This is a genomic window from Shewanella sp. SM20 (assembly GCF_025654545.1).
Taxonomy (GTDB): Bacteria; Pseudomonadota; Gammaproteobacteria; order Enterobacterales; family Shewanellaceae; genus Shewanella; species Shewanella oncorhynchi.
Map to the genome: position 1 here is coordinate 1 of NZ_JAKKRK010000067.1, position 21,606 is coordinate 21,606.

Genomic DNA, 21,606 nt, shown 5'->3' on the forward strand with positions numbered 1-21,606 from the left:
AGCCTGTTAAGCCCATTGGCCTGGAAGTTGTTATGGCTAAAGACGGAAAAAAGCCAACCGCCCGAACAAGTCCCCAGTGTGCATTGGGCTTATCTAAGATTAGGAAAACTCGCGGGCTGGAATGACAGCAAACGAAGCGGAATTGTGGGCTGGGAAAGGTTATGGCAAGGATGGTTTAAACTGCAAACCATCCTTGAAGGTTACCAGCTAGCCTTGTCTCTTGAGCAAAAGATGTGATCAAGAGACAGCTATGCTCTTGGGGATGATCTCGTGCTCGATAGATTAAGCCGTTAATGCCATTAGCTTTTACGGCAAGGTGTTCAAATTAAGTTAAGCCAGTGCAATCAATACTGGATAGTTGGAATCGTTAGAATACGCATAGGAATCTGGCAAATGGGTTTGTAAGTTGATGTCATCATTTAAAATTTATTAACCCTATAATAATGCTTAATATTTTTACTATAAAAAGCCCACAAAACCCGATTACTGAACCATAAACACACTAACACCAACAAAATTTAATGTTGTAACTGCCTTTCGATTCATGCTCCCTTGGTAGAATAACCCACGAAACACCATAGCTCAGGTTCAGAATTGCCGCTTTCGAGCTTTTCCATCTTTATGTTTTATCAATTATTTTAGGGAGTAGTACGTATGGAGCAGTTATACGAACTGGCCCAAGCCATGATACACAATGATCTGGCGGTTTTAGCCAATCCTAAAATCGCCCTCATGGTCAGCACATTAATTTGTGGCTTTTTAGTGTTAGAAAATGGCTTTATTCCCACCGCATTTTTACCCGGAGATAGCCTACTCTTTCTCACTGGAGTGCTGATTTATCAAGATATTCTTCATATCGGTATTATGCCGTTATTGGTTCTAGCAACCTTTACAGGTACAGCTATAGGTTATTTACAGGGGCGATTTTTAGGGCATACCCAAATTTACCAAAAACTGCTGTCGAATATTGATATCAAACATCAGGAAAAAGCGACCCACCTTATTGATAACTATGGAGTGATAACCCTGCTACTCGCACGTTATATTCCTTTTGTTCGTACCGTTTACCCCTATATTTTAGGTGCAACGGGTATTTCTTCCCGTCGTTTTTTACTCATTAACTTCATCAGTTCAATGGTGTGGATTTTTTCCGTTGTTGGTTTTGGGTATCTCATTAGCCATACCCAATTAGCAACAAAATACCAAACACAATTTATGAGCATAATCATTTACTTACCTGTAGCCTTGCTTACTTTCGGTATTATTGCCTTAGTGTACAAATGGTTAAGTAAAACAAAAGAGGTTTAGGTGCACTCAGTCAATCGACTCACTTATCGACTTACTTATCGAAAATTCCTATCTAAACTGACTTGGATAATCTTGTATACTGGCGGCCACGCAATGACGATATAACGAAAGCGTGCACTAGACCGCATGATGAGCGACTAAGCTGCACCAGAACGCAACACATTAGGATGACCATGTTAGGAACGCTAAAAAAGATGCGCGTGCAGTTAGATGACGCGCAACAAGTGCAATATCAACTCGTTGTTGGTGATGAGTTGCTTCCGCTCAATCCATTGATAGGCAAGCAATTAACCTTGACCCACACGGGCAATATCTTCTGCTGCAACTGCGGTAAAAAGAGCAAGAAGAGTTACTCGCAGGGCCATTGTTTTGTCTGTATGCAAAAGCTGGCGAGTTGCGATATGTGCATCATGAAGCCGGAAACTTGTCATTACGACCAAGGCACTTGCCGCGAACCAGAGTGGGCCCAGAGCCACTGTTTTGTGCCGCATTATGTATATCTGTCGAATACTTCGGGCGTTAAAGTCGGCATTACCCGCCACACTCAACTGCCCACCCGTTGGATTGACCAAGGTGCTACCCAAGGTTTACCGATTTTTAAAGTCTCAACAAGACAGCTCTCAGGCTTAGTCGAAGTAGAACTGGCAAAACTGGTTAATGATAAAACCCATTGGCAAGCCATGTTAAAAGGCCATGCCGACGATATTGATTTAAATGCTAAGGCGGCGGAACTGATCCCACAAATTGAGGCTAAGTTGCACGAAATCGGCATGCAAAAAGGCGATTACAGTATCGAGCGTTTGCACGAAACGATTCAGCCAATTCATTATCCAATTGACACCTTTCCGAAGAAGATCACTTCGCACAATTTCGATAAAGATGTGGTCGTCAGCGGAATTTTGCAGGGGATCAAGGGGCAGTATTTAATGTTTGATACGGGCGTGATTAACATTCGTAAGTTTTCATCCTACGAGATCACAGTCGAGCACGACTGAAACAGTCTGAAATCAAAATGGAACTTCCCTCCATTAAAATGAAAAAGCGCGGCAGTTTTCACTGTCGCGCCCTTTATTGAGATGGCTATCACTAAAGTACCATGTCCCACAGTTCAAAAATGGGAGCTAGCACCACAAACATGGGACCAAGACACCTCAATTAAGCACTAATCCCGTTTATCTGGCGAATGCTCCAACCAAAATGCTGACTCAATTCACTTAGAACTGAACTAAAGCTCAAACGCTGACTAAAGAGCCACATTAACCGACGGCATATTGGCCAACATACTGGCAATGAGACTGTCGAAATTTTCGGTTAGCTCATCCATCTTTTTAATGTTGCCAAAACCTTGGGCAAGCACTCGCCAAATTGGCTCATCAACGCCCTGTATTTTAGTGGGTTTAAAGAGCGCTATCACCACGGTACCTTTGTCATACTTTTGGGTATTAACACCGTCGGTTGACAGCCCAGCGACTAACCCTGCCACTGCCAAAATTTGTTCATCGCTCATTTCAGTTCCCATAGCGACGCCAAAGCCAACCTGAAAATCCGCCAGTAGTGGATCTTCGACCCAGCGATATCCCTTACTCTGCAAAGTTTGCTTTAATACGGCTTGCATGTGTTGCAACACTGGCTGCGGATCTAAGCGTTTATCTGTGATGATTTTTTGAAATTTAGGATGCCAAGTGAATGTCATTGCCGTTGACGGTAATTCACTGAGATCACCAGACATCACGATTGTGGTTCGCAACGGCTGCGCCGCGTTATCCGTCACAGTCACGCACCCAGTAAGACCTAATACGCTGCTAAAAAGCAGTATTAACACTCTCAAATACCGACTTAACACTCGGTCGGGAGCCCAGCAAGGAACTCGACTGAACTGTCGATTTAGCACTCCATTTAGCTCACTATTTAATGATGGATTCATCATGCCCTGTTACCTCAATCTATAAAATGCTGTCTAAGGATAGTTGCTATTACTAAAACTGAAAGCTGATATCCATCATAGTGTTAAATCAGCATATTCCAATATATCTTGATTTTCGTACTAACACAGAAAACCATCAAACTGCGCTAGCCCTATTCTCACGCCATTAATCCCATCGAGGCATGTACATATTTTGTTATTCTTTTTAGTTTATAAACTCACTATGTCATATAGGCGCGGCAACATTTAATCGCTAGAATGCCTCGCCTGCGTTGCAATCAAATGTCGCAATTATAAATAATAGCAACACAGTATTACGTAACGTCTGATGAGTAAATCGCAGGCTCAATGCGGCAAATAATCACAATGCCATAAAACTAAAATAAAAGGTGTGGATCTATCTATGGAGTTAATACTCGCTATCGCGTTGTTTGCCTTTTCATCGGGGATCACCCCAGGGCCTAACAATATTATGCTGATGACCTCAGGGGTAAACTTTGGCGTAAAACGCAGTATTCCGCATCTTATGGGAATAAGCCTTGGCTTCCCGACTATGATCCTCGCGATAGGTTTGGGCTTGAGCGCCCTATTCCAAAGCTATCCTATCATCCATCAAGTGATTAAAGTCGTCGGCATAGGTTACCTTTTGTATCTGTCTTGGTTGATTGCCAACAGCAGTAGCAAGATGGAAGGCAAAGCCATTGCTAAACCCTTCAGTTTTATCCAAGCCGCGGCCTTTCAATGGGTCAACCCTAAGGGCTGGATCATGGCCGTGGGCGCGATTGCGACATTCACGTCAGTACAGCAGGATTTGACCCCGCAGGTCATCACTATCGCAACGGTATTTTTGTGCGTCGCCTTTCCCTGCGCTATCGTCTGGCTCGGCTTTGGTGTAGCCCTTAAACGCATTTTAAAAAATGAGCGCCAACAGAAGATTTTTAATATCAGCATGGCGCTCTTGCTTGTGGCGTCTATCATCCCTATGATCGCCCCCTAATTTTTAAGCACGAGCAAACGACCGCCATGAACGAAATTGACATGATCACTCAACAAACCGACGACTGGGTGAAAAAAGTGATCATGAAATACAATATTTGCCCCTTCGCCAGACAAGAAGTCGAGCGCGGCAGTATTCGGTATCTGGTGGTGGAACAAACTAAAGTCAAACTCGTGCTTAAGGCATTGATTGAAGAGTGCCAATACCTCGACGCCCACCCCGAAGCCGAAACCACGCTGTTTATTCTGCCCCGAGGTTTTGAGGGTTTTTATGCCTATCTCGACCTCGTCGACATGGCAACCGATACGCTTATCGAACACGAGTACGAAGGCACTTACCAACTCGCCACCTTCCACCCAGACTATTGTTTCAATGGTGAGCCACAGGACGGGGCAGCCAACTTCACCAACCGCGCGCCCTACCCAACCCTGCACATCATTCGCGAAGCCAGCATGGAGCTCGCTCTTGCCAGCTACACAGATCCCGAAACCATCCCAGAACGCAATATTGCCTTTTGCGAACGCAAAGGCAGCGACTTTTTCGTTAAGTTGTTAGCAGAGTGCATGGGGAAATAGCTTGAGCGCCTCAGAAATAGCTGAGAGAGATGGTAAATATAGGAAGTTGTAGAGCAATCACTTAACCTTGGTATCCAAAAATTAAGCACTGTCACTCCAGTGACACGCCGTAAACTCGTCCCTGAGGGCTCGACGACAGCATCCATGCCGCCAACGGTCACTTACATGTCAGTGCTTAATGCCGTGGATTTTTGTGTATACCTACTGACCGTGAAGCAAAGATAGTAGGCGAAAAACGGGACAGAAAATGTGCGCACCACATGCGACCCTAACTACAGTTCTTTAGAATTTATTATATAAATTCTAAAGAACGCTGTGATGACATTTTATCTTAGGCCATTCAAAAAATTGACTGTCTGAAGTAACAAGTTGAAAATGCTATACTCGCTCGCTTATGTATTCACTAATTAAAGGATTAAAAATTGGCCATCCCTAGAGTCTTTATAAGTTCTACATGCTACGACTTAAAGCATATTAGAGAAAACTTAAAATACTTCGTTAAGACTATAGGCTATGAGCCTGTACTATCCGATGATGGTGATGTTTACTACAGTGTAGATGCGCATACCCACGATGCTTGCCTTACTGAAGTAGCCACTTGCCAACTGTTTATCTTAATCATAGGTGGGCGCTATGGTGGAGAACATAAAGGTAAGGAAGGTTCAATTACTAACAACGAATATCGAGAAGCGGTTAAAAATAAAATTCCAGTTTTCGCTTTGGTTGAAAGTGCTGTGTATTCAGACCATTACACCTATAACTCTAACAAGAAAACTAATCCTGAATTCTACGAAAAAATTACCTACCCCAGCATAGACAACATCAAAATTTTTGGTTTTATTGACGAAGTTAGAAAAAATAGCCTTAACAACGCTATTGTTTCATTCAACGATTTTTCTGATATGGAAGCATATTTGAAGAAACAGTGGGCAGGTATGATGTATGACTTGCTTGCTGAAAGAACAAGAAATGATAATGCTAAAATAACCAATAGGTTAATTGATGATCTAACAATAGCAGCGAAGAAGTCCGAAGAGTTAATCAAAGTATTACTTAGAACAACTGATGCTGAACACGCTGAAGATAAAATCAGTGAAATAGAGTTATTAGCTCAAGCAGAAAGTTTTCCAAAACGCATCGATGACCTATTTGGTAAAGTATTTATTTCAGATATACCTGGATATGAGATCCCTGACATACAAAATTACTCGAAATGGTTTGAGTTTTTAGCTGCAACTATTGACTTTAAACTGATAACAGAAACTGAACATGATAAAGAAGTGGTGTATATCGTCTACGCATCAAAACAATATGTTGAGCTAAAACGTAGGGTTGGGGACAAACAAGAGGTAGTCAACTATGACGAAATTCAATCATCATTTGAGGCGCTTAAGCAAGTAGATAAAAAAACTAGAGATATTATTCTGTCTAGTATTGTTGTTCCATTTTAAGTCGTACTAAATGCAATTATAAAAGTCTGTAGTTGTATAAACTAGTACTTGCTACTCTATATTCCTGCTTTTACGACCAATAATGGCACATTGCGATACAAAGACTAAAGTGACTATCTCAGCAAGCATAGCTTTTATTTTTAATATACCTAACAAAAACACTTAAGCTTCAGAAATACACCATCCCCTCGGAGTTGCCGCAGGGCGAATAGGCAAATTGCGTGAGTCTTGCCATGGATGGCAAGCTAGCTTTCGCAGGTGCAGGGACGCATCCTTCGGAAGCGATAGCAAATTTGCCAATAAGCACAAGGGGCTTTCAACTCCGTTGGGGGCGTCTTGGAGAATCCAAGGAGGATAGGACGAGCAGTCCTCCTTGGTCGGGTGTGGGGTGAAGCCCCACGACTTTGACTTTGAAAATCAATAAAAAACAAAGTTTAAAAGAAAAATCCATTGATAAATAAAGAGAATTAAACCCTTAATCCCCACACATCAAAGGCATCACGACTTAATTGTTCCCTAAAATCTGGGTGAGCGATGGCGATCAGCGCTTGTGCCCGTTCGCGCAGTGAACGGCCGCGTAGATTGGCGGCGCCGTATTCGGTCACAATGTAATGCACATGGGCACGAGTGGTGACAACCCCTGCGCCAGGTGATAACACGCTTGCAATGCGAGAAAGCGTTCCCCCCGCGGCAGTGCTGGGCAGCGCAATAACAGAACGACCACCTTCAGATAACCCTGCTCCGCGGATGAAATCCATCTGGCCGCCAACACCTGAATAGATTTTAGTGCCAATGGAATCGGCACACACTTGGCCTGAAAGGTCGACCTGCAGCGCCGAGTTAATCGCCATCACATTGGGATTTTTACGGATAATGGCCGTGTCGTTGACTTGCTCTATGTCCATAAAGATAACCGCAGGATTATCATCAACATAGTCGTATAATTTCTGGCTACCCAGGGCGAAACCTGTGACGAGTTTTCCCGGATAAAAACGCTTCTTGCTGTTGTTAATCACGCCCTTTTCAACCAGTTGCAATATACCGTCAGAAAATAGCTCAGTGTGGACGCCTAAGTCTTTATGTTCGGTTAAGCAAGACAGCACGGCATCAGGGATCGCACCTATACCCATTTGCAAACAATCGCCATTACGCACCAATTGAGCAACATTTTTACCGATCGCCAAACTCACCGCATCCCCCGTCGCGAAAGAATGAATGGGCAACGCCGCGCTCTGTTCATACACAGCGGCAAAACGGTCGATATGGATAAAGCTGTCACCATGGGTGCGCGGCATTTGTGGATTAATATGAGCGATGATCTTACCCGCGACTTGGCAAGCTGCGAGCGTTGCTTCAACCGAAATGCCTAAGGAACACATGCCATGCTTATCGGGTGGCGACACTTGGATAATTGCGGTATCTATTTTTTGCTCGCCGGAACGAAATAACTTAGGCACTTCAGACAGGAAAATCGGCACATAATCCGCGTCACCACTTTGCAGTAATGCCCGCGTTGGCAGCCCACCGAAAAAACATCGATGGCGTAAATGCCCCTGTAAACTGGGATGGCTTAAGGATTCGGCGCCTTCAGTATGTAACTGTAACAGGGTGAGATTTTCTTTGGTGAGTGCATGCTGCGCCAACGCATCTAATAAAATGCGCGGAGTGGCGCCCATGGAATGAGTCCACAGCGTCTCGCCGCTTTGAATTAAAGCAACCGCATCGAGCGCGCTATGACAAATGATTGGAGGCATAATGAATTCCCTTCGCTAAGCATGATGGCGGAAATCGCCCTAGCGGCAGTGTAAGGGATATCCTAATTAAGCAACATCGATTTCAATGGCTTAGCACGACTGTTTACTGATAATTTGCGCTATATCAAAACTCGGCACTTTGCCCTTGATGATGAAACTCAGTACAGGGTTAATCCAAGCGCTTCGAAAATCTCATACTGGCAATCAATAACCCAATACAAGTAAAACCTATCATCCACAGGGCATCAAATTGCAGATCCATCACTTGGGCATCGTGCAGCACTATAGCCCGTGACATGCGCATAAAATGGGTTGCGGGTAAGGCTTCGGCAATCCACTGCGCCGCGATAGGCATGGCTTCGTAGGGGAACATAAATCCCGACAAGAGAATCGATGGCAGGAGGATAAATACCGTCATCTGCATCGATTGCAACTGGGTTTTCGCTATGGTCGAAATCACTAATCCTAAGGTTAAACTGGCGCAAATGAACAACATAGCGGCAAGGGCGATAGAATCAAGCCCGCCGCGAATGGGCACATCGAACAACAGATGCCCCGCGCTCAAGATAATGGTCACTTGCACAAAGCCAACCATCACATAGGGCACGATTTTACCCAGCATCAACTCCAGTGGACGCACAGGCGTAGTGATCAAAAACTCCATATTGCCCTGCTCGCGCTCACGCACTATGGCGGCGGAAGTAAACATCACCATGGTCATAGTCAAAATCACCCCCAATAGGCCGGGCACTATGTTGACCACAGAACGTTGTTCTGGGTTGAAATATTGCACCACTTCAAAACTCGGCATCGCCGTTTTTAGTGCTCTTCCTGCGACTTCATCCAGTGGCATTTGCCTTAGGCTACGAATAGTTGAAGCGACAACCGTATCCGAACCATCCACCAACCATTGGCCAGCGGGTTGTGCGATATAGGACTGCGCTAAATATTGCTGACCCACAAAGCTTGGGTGACGCACTAAACGCTCATCAAGATCGGCGGGCAAATACAGCACGGCTTTGACTTCGCCGCGAGTGATCGCCGCCTCAGCCTCGGCTGCACTTAAATATCGCTGCTTAAAATCTACGACCTGCGTTGCTTCCACCGCCTTAACCAGTGCGCGACTGTAGGCTGAATCACTTAAATTAACTAACCCAGCAGGCAGATGGCGAGCATCGGTATTGATGGCATAACCAAACAACATCAGTTGCACTAACGGGATCATGACTATCATGCCAAAGGTCATGCGATCCCGCGACAACTGCCGCAGCTCTTTGACCACAATCGCAAAAATCCTACGCCACATGGTCAGTCTCTCCCTTGGACACCCCTGCCAAACGCTCGCCGGTGCAAGTGACAAACACATCTTCTAAGCTAGCGCGCACTTCTTCCATCATCCGGCTGGCAACCCGAGGTTTAAGCCAAGCGAGCGGATCTTCAATATCGCTGCGCACTAACACCCGCAAACGACTGCCGATTTGCGCCGCCGACAATACCGCAGACTCGCTAATCAATGATTGCTTTAAATTGCGTAAATCATCCCCTGAGATCTCAACCACCCGAGCGCCCATCGCCGCCATCAGCTGCTGGGGTGAACCGTCGGCGCGTTTTATCCCCCGCTCTAAAATCGCCAGACCGTGGCAACGCTCGGCTTCATCCATATAGTGAGTCGACACAAGAATCGTGGTGCCTTGGGCACAGAGATCGAATAAGCGCTCCCAAAACTCGCGCCGATTCTCGGGATCGACCGCCGAGGTCGGCTCATCGAGAAATAACAATTCAGGGTGATGCAAGGTCGCTGCCGCTAAGGCCAAACGCTGTTTCTGGCCGCCACTCATGGAGCCCGCCATTTGTTTCTCGCGGCCGACTAAATCGTACAGCGTGACTAACTCGGCTATCCGCAGCTTTGAGGCTCGGCGGTTCAAACCATAAATTTGCGCAACGAATTCTAAGTTTTCCCGCACAGAAAGATTGTCGTACAGGGAGAATTTTTGCGTCATATAGCCAATGCGGCGACGCAGTTTTTCCTCGGCGCCGGGTAAGGTTTCACCCAATACGCGGATATTCCCCGATGTGGGACTCAGTAACCCAGTCAACATGCGAATTGAAGTCGATTTCCCGCAGCCATTGGGGCCGAGAAACCCATAAATGGTTCCCTTGGGAATGGCGAGGTCGAGGTTTTCCACCGCATTGACTCCGCCAAAGGCGCGGGTCATCCCTTGGGTCTCGATAGCAAAATCAGCGCTTTTCATGGCTGATCCACTTTTGGCTGCACTCCTTGCAGCACATCGAGTTGCAGCACATCGAGTTCAACTTCTAATGCCATACCAGTAGGTAGGTCCTGATCTGTGGCGGAAATCGTGATATCGGTCAAATACATCAGCCGCGCTCGATCACGTTCATTTAGCGCATAAAATGGCGTGTAAGCAGGTTGACTGCGAATATTTCGCACAGTGCCAGCAATCGGTATCTCGCGGCCATCCACAAGAATATTGACGCTATCGCCCGCCTTCACTCTGTCTAACCAAGTCGCGGGCAGGTAAACCCGCACATAGGGATTATCGCTCGCCAGCAAACCAATCAACTGAGTGCCTGCGGCAATGCGATCGCCGGCTCGCCAAGGCAACGTATCGACAACGGCATCACGCGCCGCCACTAAGCTCAAGTCTGCTAAGGCTTTTTGTTCGATGGCTACACTGGCGCGAGCTGCGGCCACCGCCGCTTTGGCCTGCTCTAGCTGCTCACTACGGGTGCCATTTTCTAGTAGTCGCAGGCTTTGCTGCGCCTCGGCTTGCTTAGCGAAACTGGTATCCAGCGCCGCACGGGCCGTATCTAAATCCGCTTGGCTAAGTACTTTAGTGGCAAATAAACGGTTTGTTCGTTCAAAGGCTCGCTGAGCCTCTTTCACGCTGGCATTTGCCCCGTCGAGCACGGCCTTGGCGCGTTCTATATCCTCTAAACGCGCACCTGTGACCGCCTCAGAAAGTTTAGCTTTAGCCTGTTCAAGCTCGGCTTGGCGCAGGGCGAGGCGCGCATTAGCAGAGGTTGTATCGAGCTGAATTAACACCTCACCCGCCTTAACCTGTTGACCTTCAACCACATTCACTTGAGTAATCAACTCACCTACGGGCGCAGTAAGCGTCAGCCTGTCCCGCTCAACAGTGCCAAGCACTCTGGGCGGCGCTTCGGTGCAGCCGACTAATAGCAAGATCACACAACCCACACTCACGTGCGTCAGAATCTTAAAATTCACACCCATTACGACTTCCTCGGTTCACGCAGTACACCTTGGGTAAAAACCTGCATATTGTGCAGCGCTAAACGCTGTAAACCATCAGCATCGGCACTAAAAAAACCGAACTGACGCATTAACACCGGGGGCGCAATAAGCGGAAAAACCATCAGACTCACGAAACTGAGGCGTACTAAATCGGGATCTAATCCCTCCTTCAATAGCCCCGCATTGACTAATGTGGATTCGAGCCATTGCCGCGAGAGGGATAAAATTTGCTCAAAAACAGACAACATAATGCGATAGGGTTCTGAGCCATCGCCTTCTTGTAACACCCGTATAATCAACCGTGGCAATCCCAGGTTGGGTGCCATAACGCGATAATATGTCTGCATAAGTTCACCCAAGTTATTAGGGGCATCCGCAGCGGATATTTCGCGAAAACGCGCTAATACGGGCTCAAGGGTTTCCCGCACCATTTGCTCGAACAAGCCCGCTTTCGAACCAAAATAATAACGAATAAGTGCGGCATCAACCTCGGCTTCGCGGGCAATTTCACGGGTAGAAACACTGGGATAACTGCGATGACTGAAGAGCCTTAGGGCTGCGATAATTAAGCGTTGGCGGGCATCGGAATCCCCTTTAGGACGACCAGGAGTCTGCGGCTGTGATTCAGTTTGGGCGGTAAATGGCACAACCCCCTTTGGGCGACCGGGAATAAGCGACATGGCAAGCTCCAGCAAAATTCATCTATTGATGAATATACTGAAAAGCAGCGTAAAAAGGCAGCAGTTAAATTCCTCATTTTCATTGATATTGAGGAATTTAACCCTAGGACTGCATGGTTAAAATTTAGATACCGTTCAATCGAAAAATTAAGCGGCCTTCTATTAAAGATTTATACAGTCAAAGCTTATGCGCCTTTCACTATCGCACTCAAACGGGTAATGAATTGCTGTACGGCTTCAACCGTGTCAAAACTAAAGGCAAGGCCATAGTGGGTTTCGGTCAAACTCTTATGCAAACGTTTGGGGAAACGAGTCATCTCGGCATTGTGGAAATAGTCGTATTTGGCATGCACGCCTGCAATAGTGGCAAGTTCGCCGGAAAAGACTTCAAATGCGGGGCGAATAATCAAGTTCGGTGATTTACCGTCGAGGTGTAAATAGAACGCCTCTTTGGTTTCTGGGAGCATGTATTCAGTAATGTTTTTTATGGTGAAATTAGTGCGACATTGCAGTCCACTTAAGCAACTCACTATCTTATTATGTTCTATCGCCAAACTTATTCTCCCGTGTTTGTTGTCTATTTAGATTAAACCTGCCCATATCGCGCTACTTTTTCTACTCCCAGTCAATCCATGGCTCAGATGACTGATTAAGATAAGAAGAATATCATCTCGGCAATGTTGGTTCTTATCCCGTTTATCCCACTTTACCTCAGCTCAGCCTAATCGGTTTAGTCTTTAAATGCACTAAAGTGATACCCATATCCCAGAGTAAATGGGCGAGTTTGAATTATTTATCACAAAAAACCTTTATATACAGAATGATAAACTGATTAACTCAAACGCTAAGCGGGTGTCACAGAAAATTCTTTTGTGTAAGCAAATCGCTATTTCAAACACGATAAAACACAACTTAGTTTATTAGGCATTGCTTATCATCAGGTTGTCAGCCTTTAGTTTGACATTAAAACGAACCGTTCAAAATGCGACCCAGCGATTCCATTTTATGATGATTGTTTTACTTGCCAGCTTAAAATGTTGCGTCTAGGTTAATAAGCTTGAGTTAAGTCCTGTTGATAATGGCTAAGTTACGGCAATCACATTTGATGCCAACGTAAACTAGCGCATTCACGCTATCCCGTCGTGTTCAGGCCTTAAGTCATGTTTTACCCAAAGTGAGTAACCCGCGCTTAAGCGCCTATAAACCGAGCCATGCCAGCCGATTTCAAGCTTATTTACGGCAAATCCTGCATTAACTGACTTGCCCTGAACTGTCGCAACGGACTGGCGGCCACAATCAACAAGACCAACAACACGAGATATAGCCATGAAGATCAAAAAAGCCCTCATGCTCTTGGGTCTGTTCGCTGTCAGCCCAGTCACGTTAGCCGCAACCGGAGTCGCCTTTATCCATGGTACGGGTCACCAGACCAATGCCTTAGCCGATTACTGGACGCCCGAATTTGTTAACTCAGTGCGCCAAGGCATCCCAGTGCCAAACAATTACACAGTGATCAACTGCGACTTTGACCAATATATGTGGGAAGAAAGCGCCGCAGGTTGTCTGGCGACGCAGCTTAATAGCTTTATCCAAGCCAAAAATATCGACGACTTAATTCTGCTGACCCACTCCAATGGTGGCAACGTAGTGCGGTGGATTTTATCTAACCCAACGTGGGACAGCCGTTATCCTTCAGTGATCAACGCCACCTCAAAGGTTATCGCCATCGCACCTTCCAGTGCTGGTACGCCGCTGGCCGATGCGGTGAACCAAGGTAATGTGTTCGAAACCAGCTTAGGCTGGCTCTTAGGCTATGGCAGCAATGCGGTGAAACAACAGCAAGTCGGTTGGATGGCAAACTACAACAACGCTTGGCTTAATGGCACAGCGGGTCGCCCATCGCTGGGTAAACCCTTCGAAGTCGTGGTGGGCTCAGATGTTGATTCCGCCATTTGGGACAGCGACAGTTACTGCGCGGGTTATCAATACCAAGTCGCGCTCGAAACCACCCAAAACTGGCTCGATAGCTGCTCCGACGGCTTCTTAAATTGCAGCTCACAAAAGGCGGCTGGCACTGTCTGGTTTACCGATAAACAAAAGACCCGTGGCCAAGAACCCTTAAGCCATCAGCAGAGTCGTCGTACGTGTTTCAATTTAGACACGCTGATCCGCAACCACATTTAAGGAGCACTAAGATGCACACACTCAGCAAACTTGCCAGTGTCTTGGCGCTAAGCGGACTGCTTGCAGCCTGCCAAGATGAAGCCACACCCATAGATCCCAAAACCAATGCCAGCCCTATGTATGCCAAAGGATTAACCTTAGCTGCGCCGAACGATACCGATTTAGTCGATAGCAATATTGCCAGCCCAACACTCACGCCCATCAACACCAGTACGGATTACATTAGCTTTATCACCCCGCTGTACGGTGAGTATCAAGCGAGTATGCTTAAGCTGGAGCAAGCCAGCCAAAGTGACGAGTATTGGGTCAATGTAACCGGCGCACAGCTTAATGCAGGCGTGGGCCTCACCATGAGCCAAGCGTCGAGCTTAGTGCGCATTGCACCTCGGGGCGATACCAGCTCTGGTACTTTGATGCACGCCGAGGTCATCGCCCCTGAGCGCGTACAAATTCAGCGCGTTACCCCTAATCAGTCACCCCAAGGCAAAGCAGCCAACAGCAGTGGAATAAACACCAATGAGTCACTGGTCAAATCAATGGTCAACGCCGATGCTTTGGCTAGCGCAGGGTTAACCGATGATTCCAGTGCGCTGCAAATGTCGGCGAAGGCCACACCGGGCGAATATCGCCTGCAGGTCAGCCAGCCGTTAACACCGAGCGCCAGCTACTTAGTCAATGTGAAGGAAAAAGGCTCGCCCTATCAACTGAGCGTCAAAGCCCCCATAGCCATCGCGGCGGATGCGCAAACCCTTGGGCTTGAACTCGCACTCAGCCAAAGTGATAACGCCTTTGTGCCACAGGCAAAACTCAAGCAAGCCGATGGCAATATGCAACCGCTGGCGATGGTAAAACAAGGGGGGACATGGCAAGCGGTGATCCCCGCGGGCGTCGCACTTTCGAGCAGCAATGCAGGTTTCAGTGAAATTGAAATCACAGTGCAAACCCAAGTCGATGGCCGTCCAGTGCAGCGCACGGTCAAATCTGTCTTTAAGTCTTTTGTCAATTCGGCGAGCATCAAGCCCGAAGTGCTCACGATTTGGGATAAAGGCTTGCCTAACCAAATCAACTTTGAGTTATCGGTCGCCGAGGCGGGACGTTTTGGCTTAAGTGGCACGTTAACGGGCACCAATGCCGAAGGTCAAAAGGTGGCGATTCTACGCACCCAAGCGGCCAATTGGCTGACCCCAGAGTCGCCGAAGTTAAAGCTGATGTTAGATCCTAAGCTCATCCAAGCCTCGGGTTTACAGCCGCCCTTCGAACTCAATGAGTTAGAACTGCAAGATCAAGGTCAAATGGCCAGATTAAGCTATCAAGCCAAGGCACTAACCTTAACGCGCTAATCCAAAGGGACGAATGTTAAGGGGCTAACGTTAAGATACTCAGCTTAACGTGCTGATAAGTCAGGCTTGTTAGCCTTAAGTTCCTCTCTAATACAAAGTGCCCAATCACGGGCACTTTTTTATTGTTGATCTTTTGCAATCTACACCTAAAAGCCATCACCTTATTTAACATCTAGCGCAAAGCACAAACTGTTGACAGAAAAATGACAAGCTAAAGACTATTTACCACACCTCACCCTGATAAAATTTACATTGATTATCAAGGGTTATTCCTTTTAAATAACAATCATCAACGGCATAATGTCAACGTCTTGACATCAGACCTTTGAATGACAAGCACAGATCTTTATAACAATACGTATAACAATAAGAGTGACTCACGGCGCAAGTTTTTACCGTGCCATGGTCAATACTCAATAAATGGACATCGTTATGAGTGACAGCACATTTTTCTTTGGTGAATGGCAAATCAATCCCAGCGCCAATAGTCTGCTCCTTGGCAAACAAGTCAAACAACTTGAACCCAAGGCGATGGATGTGCTGCTATTTCTCTGTCAACGGGCGGGCGAAGTCGTCAGCAGTGATGAAATAGTCAGCCACTGCTGGCCGGGGGTCGACACGGGCGACAATCCACTACACAAAATTATCAATCAGTTACGTAGAGCATTAGGCGATAGCGCCACCGAACCCACCTATATAGAAACCATACGCAAACGCGGCTATCGCACCTTAGCCGAAGTGCGTTTTCCTATCGGCCACGAAGCCACCGCCAGCCCGCAAAGTTGGCAAGGCGGCTCGCCCTTTCCGGGTCTGCAAGCCTATAGCGCTAACTATGCCGAGGTGTTTTTTGGTCGCAGTGAACAAATCAGCACTTTGCTTAACCGTATCAGCCAGCAAATCATCTATGGTCGTGCCTTCTGCCTGATCTTAGGTCCAAGTGGCAGCGGTAAATCTTCCCTGATTAATGCGGGTGTTGTGCCCAATTTAATGAAGGGCGACGGCTATAACGGCATTGGTGTCGCGTCATTCAGCAGCTTAGATTTTGCCGATGTGAGTAAAGGACAACTACTCACCGATCTTGCCAGTGCTATGCTCGACTGGGAAATCAACGACACTCCAGTATTCGAAGGCATGAGCGCTGAGACTCTGGCGATTCAACTCGTCGATGATATCCAAAGCGTGATCAACCAGTGCACCCAAGCGCTCAAGGCTAAACCTTTTTCCAATCCGTTTTTTGCCTTGTTTATCGACCGATTAGAAGTGTTGCTCTCATCACCGCTATTTAGCGATACCGAACGAACCCAGTTCATAGAATTATTGGAGCAACTCGCCACCTCTAAGGCCGTGATTATCATCAGTGCCTGTCGCAACGATTTTTATCCTTTATTGGTCAATTACCCAAGCTTAATGGCGGGTAAAGCCCGCGGCGCCCACTTTGACTTAGCGCCGCCAACACGCACTGAGCTATTACAAATGATCCGCCTGCCCGCAGTGGCTGCCAACTTAAGCTGGGAAGTTGACAGCGACACCGCGATGCCGCTCGACGAAATGCTCTGCAGCGATGCCGCCAGTAACCCAGATACGTTGCCCATGTTGCAATACACTCTGCAAGCCTTGTATTTGCAACGCAGCGCCGACGATAAGTTATTAGTCTCGGTTTATCATGCACTTGGCGGTATTGAAGGGGCGATTGGCAAAAATGCCGAGCAGGCGATTTCACACTTAAGTGATGCCGAAAAAGCCAGTCTGCCGCGGATTTTATCCCTGCTAGTGACCCTACGCGAAGATGAAAAGTCCATCACCAGCCGCACCGCTCGCTGGTCGCAACTGCAAAGCACCGCCGAAACCGCCCTAGTGCAAGCCATGGTCGATAGCCGCTTATTCGTGTCGCATCTGCAAAATGGTGAACCCTGTTTTAGCATCGCCCACGAAGCACTTTTGCGCCGTTGGCCGCGGGCAACCGCTTGGATTAGCGAGCATAACGACAGCTTAAGCATTAAGAGTCGCCTACAGCATTTATCTAAGCGTTGGCTCAGCGAAGCCAAACACAGCGCTTATCTGCTCGCCGAAGGCAAGCCGTTAAAAGAGGCCCAAAGCCTCAGCCAAAATCCGTTATTCGATTTAGACGATCCCGAAACCGCCTTTATCGCAGCCTCCACCAAACGCGCCAATATGCTGCGCTGGACGAGGCGCGTAACCGTTGCCCTGTTGTGCGTCCTCACCTTAACCTCCGTCATTATGAGCGTTCGCAGCATAGAGGCCGAAAAACTCGCTCTGCAAAAACGCCTCGCCGCCGAAGATTTGCTCGGCTTTATGGTCGGTGACTTCGCCGACAAGATGCGCGGCATCGGCCGTATGGACTTACTCGATGGAATCAGCAATAAAGCACTGGAATATTTCAGTGATTTTTCCAATAAAGAGGATGATGCGCACTTAAGTTTTGATGCCCGTTTCCAACACGGCCAAACCTTAGAGGCCATGGGCGAAGTGGCCTATTCGCGCAATAAAATCGATGAAGCTCGCAGCGCATTACTCGCAGCGCAAGAAAAAATGCTGCCACTACTCGAATTGCAGCCGGAAAACTTAGCCCTACTGAAAACCCTAGGTGCCAATGCCTTTTGGTTAGGACAGCTTAAGTATGATGTGAGTGATTGGGCAGCATCACGCCCTTTTTTCGAGCAATACTTGGCCTATAGCCAAACCATGTACGCCCTTGCGCCAGAGGATAAAGATGCGCTGATGGAGCTGTCTTATGCCCATAACACTTTGGGCTCAGTTTCGATGAAACAGCAGGAATTTGCCAAAGCGCAGCAAGATTTTGAAGAGTCGCTAAGGCTTAAATTGCTGGCTTTGGCAAAAGCGCCTGAGGATAGTCAGTTGATTGCGGATGTGGCGGATACTCGTTCTTGGTTAGCCAGTGCATTAACCTCACTTGGCGATATAGATACGGCAATCAAATTTCAAGAAGAAACACAGGACCAATTATTAAACTCGCCAAATCAAAATGACGCTTATATGCGCGATAGACTAGCGAGCACTTTAGGCAGATTAGCAGAGCTACTGGAATATAAAGGTGATCTTGTTTCTGGGCTCGATAAGCTATTATTAGCACAAAATATTATAGAGAAATCGCTAGCCTTGGATTCTGAAAACGAAGTTTGGAAAAGAGACTTATTTCATGTCCGTACCAAAATATTTCATTTAAACAGTTTAGTTAATGACTTTAGAGTAAAAGAAACATCTCAATCTCTTTTAGACACTCTGGACACTGAATTTAATTCAACCAGTGAAGTTAAAAGAGAATATTTACGCGCCAATGCCCTTTTAGCAATCGCAAATAAAAATATAAGCAATCATGAAATTAGCCAAAATCATGAAGAAATAGCAGAGTCTAATGTTATTTTTATAAAACTAACCAATAAATTCCCAGATGAGAAAGATTATCTCATTGGACTTGTAAAAACTAATTTAACAATCGCTAAAATTAATTTTGCAATGGGGAATAAAAATGCTAACTTTGAGTTATGCAACACAGCAAATAAACTATTGCAACCTTTAATAGAGAAAGATAAAAATCCTCAAATAATAAAGCCATACTTAGAATCTGAAGACTGTCTTGAAAAAATAAAACCGAACAAATAACACAATCAATAACTGTACTTAAAAAAGGATAATCAAATGATAACACCACAAGGTACCGCTCAATTTATTAAAGTCAATGTTAATCTAGAAAATGGTGAACCTGTATTTATCTATACCGATGCCAACGGTCAACAATGCCAAGGTGATATCACCGTCACTCAAGCTGGTACTGTAACCTACCTGCTAAATGACCAAACAGGTAAAGGTTTAAAATTTGTCGGTGTAGGCTTTGTGACTCCATTTGATGAAATAGTCGATGCCGTTACCATTAGCAGCGATGGTATGTTAGTACAACTTGTTGACCTCGATAGAACTCCAGGTACCACTAAGTTCCAATTTGTATTAAGTAATACAACTAATACCTTACTAATACTAAGTCCTGATCCGCAGATTATTAACAAACCTAATTAATTTAAAAGATTAAATCGGGGACAGCTTACCCTGTCCCTTCTTTTATTGACCCAATAATTTTTTTTCACAATTCTTTCAGGACAGCCAATTCTTTCAGGACAGCGGCAAAAGCGGGGACAGCCATGTCTTTTTGTGCTTTGTCCCCTCTTATACTAGCCTTTACATTATCTTGATTGCGTCTGTTTGGAGCGGATGATGACCTCGGCCAGAAGAATGCTTATCGATGCTAATACAACGCCCTTCTATCATGTGATAAATCGCTGTGTCAGAAGGGCTTTTCTGTGCGGTGAGGATAAACTCACAGGCCGCAGTTATGAGCATAGACGTGGCTGGATTGTTGATAAAATCAAAGCATTATCCACCATCTTTAGACACTAAAATCCTTTGCGTTTGCCGCTTAATACCCAAAAATCCACTCATGGGTGCCACTCTTTTAACTTAGCCATGCCCCAAAACCTCGTACGTTTCAGCTAAACCTGAGAATTTACCGCGAGAAGAGTAAATTTAAAACCTTTATAAACAATAGATTAAAGCGGAAGGTAAGCAGAAGGTATCTTTTCTTTGCGAAGAATAAAGTCATCATCAGAAAAGCGCTTAGCGCAGATGACATTAGGTTCACGGAGAATGATAACAATGACAAGCTCACCTAAACAGACTCGCTCACAACATCCATTATCACTTGTGGGTGAAGGCAATGGCTCACAGTGCACTGCACAGCAAGGCTTGGTCGAGCCCGCATTGCCGTTAACCTTCTTCGAACATGCCTCGATTGAAACGATTCAACAGTTTATTCAGCATCTGACTGAACCGGTGATTATCGTCAATGCCCAAGGTTACATTTACTTTAGCAATAGCAAAGGTGCTGACTTACTGACGTGCCCGCAGGCCAGTTTGAAGGGACAAGATTGGCGCAACTTTTTGACCGAACACCATCAAGCTCGCTACGACAATCTGCTGAGCAATGATATTAAATTAGGCAAAAATTGCGGTATTCCAGTGCAGCACTGCGCCGAAGAAATCACCCTCATTACTGCCTCAGGCAAAGCAAAAGATGTTGAGCTCTCCATTTCCTACATCCCCAGCCATGAACCTCTGTTTGTGATGATGATGCACGATTTAACGCAGCACAAAGCGGAAAATCAAAAGCTAGGGAAAAGCGGGGACAGCCATGTCTTTTTGTGCTTTGTTCCCTCTTATACTAGCCTTTACATTATCTTGATTGCGTCTGTTTGGAGCGGATGATGACCTCGGCCAGAAGAATGCTTATCGATGCCAATACAACGCCCTTCTATCATGTGATAAATCGCTGTGTCAGAAGGGCTTTTCTGTGCGGTGAGGATAAACTCACAGGCCGCAGTTATGAGCATAGACGTGGCTGGATTGTCGATAAAATCAAAGCATTATCCACCATCTTTTGTATCGACATTTGCGCCTATGCAGTGATGAACAACCATTACCATTTAATACTTAAAATTGATGTTGAGGAAGCAAAAACCTTAAGCCCAAAAGAGGTTATCAGCCGGTGGTGTCAAATAACTAAAGGCCATACTGTCGCAACTAAGTATATGAATGGTGAAGCCTTAATTGACGGTGAACGCATTCTGCTCGATGGGTTAATTACCGAATGGCATGAACGTTTATCCAGCATATCTTGGTTTATGCGCTGCCTGAACGAAGAGATTGCCCGTAAAGCAAATCGAGAAGATGAGTGTAAAGGCGCGTTCTGGGAAGGCCGTTTCAAATCCCAAGCTTTGCTAGATGAGCAAGCCTTACTGGCTTGTATGATCTACGTGGATTTAAACCCTATTCGAGCCTGTCTCTTCTACACAAATCCCTCGGTTTGCCCCGGGGGATTTTTTTGAACCATTTTTAATTAACCTGATCTGATCCTGACCTTTTGTTTCAGATACCACATGCCATGTTTTTAAGTGAACCATCACTCTGGGCACAGAGCATTTTTCAGCGCGCAAAATTAGGGGATGTACGAAGGACCAAACGGCTTGTACAGTTGGCGGCTCAACTTGCAGCTCATACAGGACAATCTATCGTGCAATCTCTTT

Annotated in this window: 18 protein-coding genes and 3 pseudogenes; 13 read left to right on the plus strand and 8 right to left on the minus strand. The window is 46.1% G+C overall.

Annotated features, from left to right (window positions below; genetic code table 11):
• The 3 genes and pseudogenes from L5M18_RS20560 to L5M18_RS20570 all read left to right on the plus strand — a co-directional run.
• A pseudogene (locus tag L5M18_RS20560) lies at nucleotides 1–237 on the plus strand (IS4 family transposase); the annotation flags it as partial.
• A 417-nt stretch (nucleotides 238–654) separates the two neighbouring features.
• Nucleotides 655–1,308, plus strand: coding sequence for a DedA family protein (locus L5M18_RS20565; protein WP_263198436.1), 654 nt, complete (start codon nucleotides 655–657; stop codon nucleotides 1,306–1,308).
• Nucleotides 1,309–1,481: 173 nt separating this feature from the next.
• Nucleotides 1,482–2,303: a DUF2797 domain-containing protein gene (locus L5M18_RS20570; protein WP_105249677.1), complete on the plus strand. Its 822-nt coding sequence runs from the start codon at nucleotides 1,482–1,484 to the stop codon at nucleotides 2,301–2,303.
• 248 nt (nucleotides 2,304–2,551) lie between these two features.
• Here the strand turns inward: L5M18_RS20570 and L5M18_RS20575 are convergent, their stop codons facing one another.
• Nucleotides 2,552–3,235 carry a DUF4136 domain-containing protein gene (locus L5M18_RS20575; RefSeq protein WP_317629905.1) on the minus strand — a complete coding sequence of 228 codons (684 nt, stop codon included), beginning with the start codon at nucleotides 3,233–3,235 and terminating at the stop codon, nucleotides 2,552–2,554.
• 400 nt (nucleotides 3,236–3,635) lie between these two features.
• Here L5M18_RS20575 and L5M18_RS20580 point away from each other — a divergent pair, with 400 nt between their 5' ends.
• The 3 genes from L5M18_RS20580 to L5M18_RS20590 all read left to right on the plus strand — a co-directional run bounded on the left by L5M18_RS20580 (nucleotide 3,636) and on the right by L5M18_RS20590 (nucleotide 6,255).
• Entirely contained in the window at nucleotides 3,636–4,229 is a 594-nt protein-coding gene (locus tag L5M18_RS20580; protein ID WP_113938904.1) for a LysE family translocator, read from the plus strand.
• A gap of 26 nt (nucleotides 4,230–4,255) precedes the next feature.
• Nucleotides 4,256–4,804: a DUF1415 domain-containing protein gene (locus L5M18_RS20585; protein ID WP_263198438.1), complete on the plus strand. Its 549-nt coding sequence runs from the start codon at nucleotides 4,256–4,258 to the stop codon at nucleotides 4,802–4,804.
• Nucleotides 4,805–5,226: 422 nt separating this feature from the next.
• On the plus strand, nucleotides 5,227–6,255 hold the full coding sequence (locus tag L5M18_RS20590; protein WP_173245736.1) for a DUF4062 domain-containing protein: 1,029 nt from the start codon (nucleotides 5,227–5,229) through the stop codon (nucleotides 6,253–6,255).
• A 467-nt stretch (nucleotides 6,256–6,722) separates the two neighbouring features.
• Here L5M18_RS20590 and L5M18_RS20595 read toward each other — a convergent pair whose 3' ends face one another.
• The 7 genes from L5M18_RS20595 to L5M18_RS20625 form a co-directional block, all read right to left on the minus strand.
• Nucleotides 6,723–8,009 carry an acetyl-CoA hydrolase/transferase family protein gene (locus L5M18_RS20595; protein ID WP_263198439.1) on the minus strand — a complete coding sequence of 429 codons (1,287 nt, stop codon included), beginning with the start codon at nucleotides 8,007–8,009 and terminating at the stop codon, nucleotides 6,723–6,725.
• Nucleotides 8,010–8,178: 169 nt separating this feature from the next.
• Nucleotides 8,179–9,315, minus strand: coding sequence for an ABC transporter permease (locus tag L5M18_RS20600; protein WP_263198440.1), 1,137 nt, complete (start codon nucleotides 9,313–9,315; stop codon nucleotides 8,179–8,181).
• Nucleotides 9,305–10,261, minus strand: coding sequence for an ATP-binding cassette domain-containing protein (locus tag L5M18_RS20605; protein ID WP_263198441.1), 957 nt, complete (start codon nucleotides 10,259–10,261; stop codon nucleotides 9,305–9,307). Before L5M18_RS20605 ends, L5M18_RS20600 begins: the two co-directional genes overlap by 11 nt.
• Complete coding sequence (locus tag L5M18_RS20610) at nucleotides 10,258–11,268, minus strand: HlyD family secretion protein (RefSeq protein ID WP_263198442.1); 1,011 nt, start codon at nucleotides 11,266–11,268, stop codon at nucleotides 10,258–10,260. Before L5M18_RS20610 ends, L5M18_RS20605 begins: the two co-directional genes overlap by 4 nt.
• Nucleotides 11,268–11,969 carry a TetR/AcrR family transcriptional regulator gene (locus L5M18_RS20615; protein ID WP_263198443.1) on the minus strand — a complete coding sequence of 234 codons (702 nt, stop codon included), beginning with the start codon at nucleotides 11,967–11,969 and terminating at the stop codon, nucleotides 11,268–11,270. The genes L5M18_RS20610 and L5M18_RS20615 overlap by 1 nt, the downstream gene beginning before the upstream one ends.
• A 185-nt stretch (nucleotides 11,970–12,154) precedes the next feature.
• The gene (locus L5M18_RS20620) at nucleotides 12,155–12,523 is read right to left on the minus strand and encodes a hypothetical protein (RefSeq protein ID WP_263198444.1); all 369 of its coding nucleotides are present in this window, start codon (nucleotides 12,521–12,523) and stop codon (nucleotides 12,155–12,157) included.
• A 573-nt stretch (nucleotides 12,524–13,096) separates the two neighbouring features.
• On the minus strand, nucleotides 13,097–13,297 hold the full coding sequence (locus tag L5M18_RS20625) for a hypothetical protein (protein WP_263198445.1): 201 nt from the start codon (nucleotides 13,295–13,297) through the stop codon (nucleotides 13,097–13,099).
• Between L5M18_RS20625 and L5M18_RS20630 the strand changes: the two genes are divergently transcribed.
• From L5M18_RS20630 to L5M18_RS20665, 7 genes and pseudogenes are all read left to right on the plus strand, one after another.
• Nucleotides 13,296–14,153, plus strand: coding sequence for a hypothetical protein (locus L5M18_RS20630; protein WP_263198447.1), 858 nt, complete (start codon nucleotides 13,296–13,298; stop codon nucleotides 14,151–14,153). The genes L5M18_RS20625 and L5M18_RS20630 overlap by 2 nt on opposite strands.
• Nucleotides 14,154–14,164: 11 nt before the next feature.
• Nucleotides 14,165–15,493: a DUF4785 domain-containing protein gene (locus L5M18_RS20635; protein WP_263198448.1), complete on the plus strand. Its 1,329-nt coding sequence runs from the start codon at nucleotides 14,165–14,167 to the stop codon at nucleotides 15,491–15,493.
• Nucleotides 15,494–15,925: 432 nt separating this feature from the next.
• Entirely contained in the window at nucleotides 15,926–19,135 is a 3,210-nt protein-coding gene (locus L5M18_RS20640) for a winged helix-turn-helix domain-containing protein (protein ID WP_263198449.1), read from the plus strand.
• Nucleotides 19,136–19,171: 36 nt separating this feature from the next.
• On the plus strand, nucleotides 19,172–19,546 hold the full coding sequence (locus L5M18_RS20645; RefSeq protein ID WP_168823123.1) for a DP-EP family protein: 375 nt from the start codon (nucleotides 19,172–19,174) through the stop codon (nucleotides 19,544–19,546).
• A gap of 633 nt (nucleotides 19,547–20,179) precedes the next feature.
• Nucleotides 20,180–20,701 (plus strand): annotated as a pseudogene (locus tag L5M18_RS20655) (PAS domain S-box protein); the annotation flags it as partial.
• An 86-nt stretch (nucleotides 20,702–20,787) separates the two neighbouring features.
• A pseudogene (locus L5M18_RS20660) lies at nucleotides 20,788–21,360 on the plus strand (transposase); the annotation flags it as partial.
• A 104-nt stretch (nucleotides 21,361–21,464) separates the two neighbouring features.
• A partial coding sequence (locus L5M18_RS20665; RefSeq protein ID WP_263198451.1) for a transposase occupies nucleotides 21,465–21,606 on the plus strand: 142 nt, incomplete at its 3' end.

What these genes read in the sequence shown, in the direction of transcription:
- L5M18_RS20600 (WP_263198440.1), bottom strand. Translation starts at nt 9,315, where the DNA reads ATGTGGCGTAGGATTTTTGCGATTGTGGTCAAAGAGCTGCGGCAGTTG.
- L5M18_RS20635 (WP_263198448.1), top strand. Translation starts at nt 14,165, where the DNA reads ATGCACACACTCAGCAAACTTGCCAGTGTCTTGGCGCTAAGCGGACTG.
- L5M18_RS20595 (WP_263198439.1), bottom strand. Translation starts at nt 8,009, where the DNA reads ATGCCTCCAATCATTTGTCATAGCGCGCTCGATGCGGTTGCTTTAATT.
- L5M18_RS20645 (WP_168823123.1), top strand. Translation starts at nt 19,172, where the DNA reads ATGATAACACCACAAGGTACCGCTCAATTTATTAAAGTCAATGTTAAT.
- L5M18_RS20580 (WP_113938904.1), top strand. Translation starts at nt 3,636, where the DNA reads ATGGAGTTAATACTCGCTATCGCGTTGTTTGCCTTTTCATCGGGGATC.
- L5M18_RS20630 (WP_263198447.1), top strand. Translation starts at nt 13,296, where the DNA reads ATGAAGATCAAAAAAGCCCTCATGCTCTTGGGTCTGTTCGCTGTCAGC.
- L5M18_RS20585 (WP_263198438.1), top strand. Translation starts at nt 4,256, where the DNA reads ATGAACGAAATTGACATGATCACTCAACAAACCGACGACTGGGTGAAA.
- L5M18_RS20565 (WP_263198436.1), top strand. Translation starts at nt 655, where the DNA reads ATGGAGCAGTTATACGAACTGGCCCAAGCCATGATACACAATGATCTG.
- L5M18_RS20610 (WP_263198442.1), bottom strand. Translation starts at nt 11,268, where the DNA reads ATGGGTGTGAATTTTAAGATTCTGACGCACGTGAGTGTGGGTTGTGTG.
- L5M18_RS20615 (WP_263198443.1), bottom strand. Translation starts at nt 11,969, where the DNA reads ATGTCGCTTATTCCCGGTCGCCCAAAGGGGGTTGTGCCATTTACCGCC.
- L5M18_RS20605 (WP_263198441.1), bottom strand. Translation starts at nt 10,261, where the DNA reads ATGAAAAGCGCTGATTTTGCTATCGAGACCCAAGGGATGACCCGCGCC.
- L5M18_RS20625 (WP_263198445.1), bottom strand. Translation starts at nt 13,297, where the DNA reads ATGGCTATATCTCGTGTTGTTGGTCTTGTTGATTGTGGCCGCCAGTCC.
- L5M18_RS20570 (WP_105249677.1), top strand. Translation starts at nt 1,482, where the DNA reads ATGTTAGGAACGCTAAAAAAGATGCGCGTGCAGTTAGATGACGCGCAA.
- L5M18_RS20640 (WP_263198449.1), top strand. Translation starts at nt 15,926, where the DNA reads ATGAGTGACAGCACATTTTTCTTTGGTGAATGGCAAATCAATCCCAGC.
- L5M18_RS20575 (WP_317629905.1), bottom strand. Translation starts at nt 3,235, where the DNA reads ATGATGAATCCATCATTAAATAGTGAGCTAAATGGAGTGCTAAATCGA.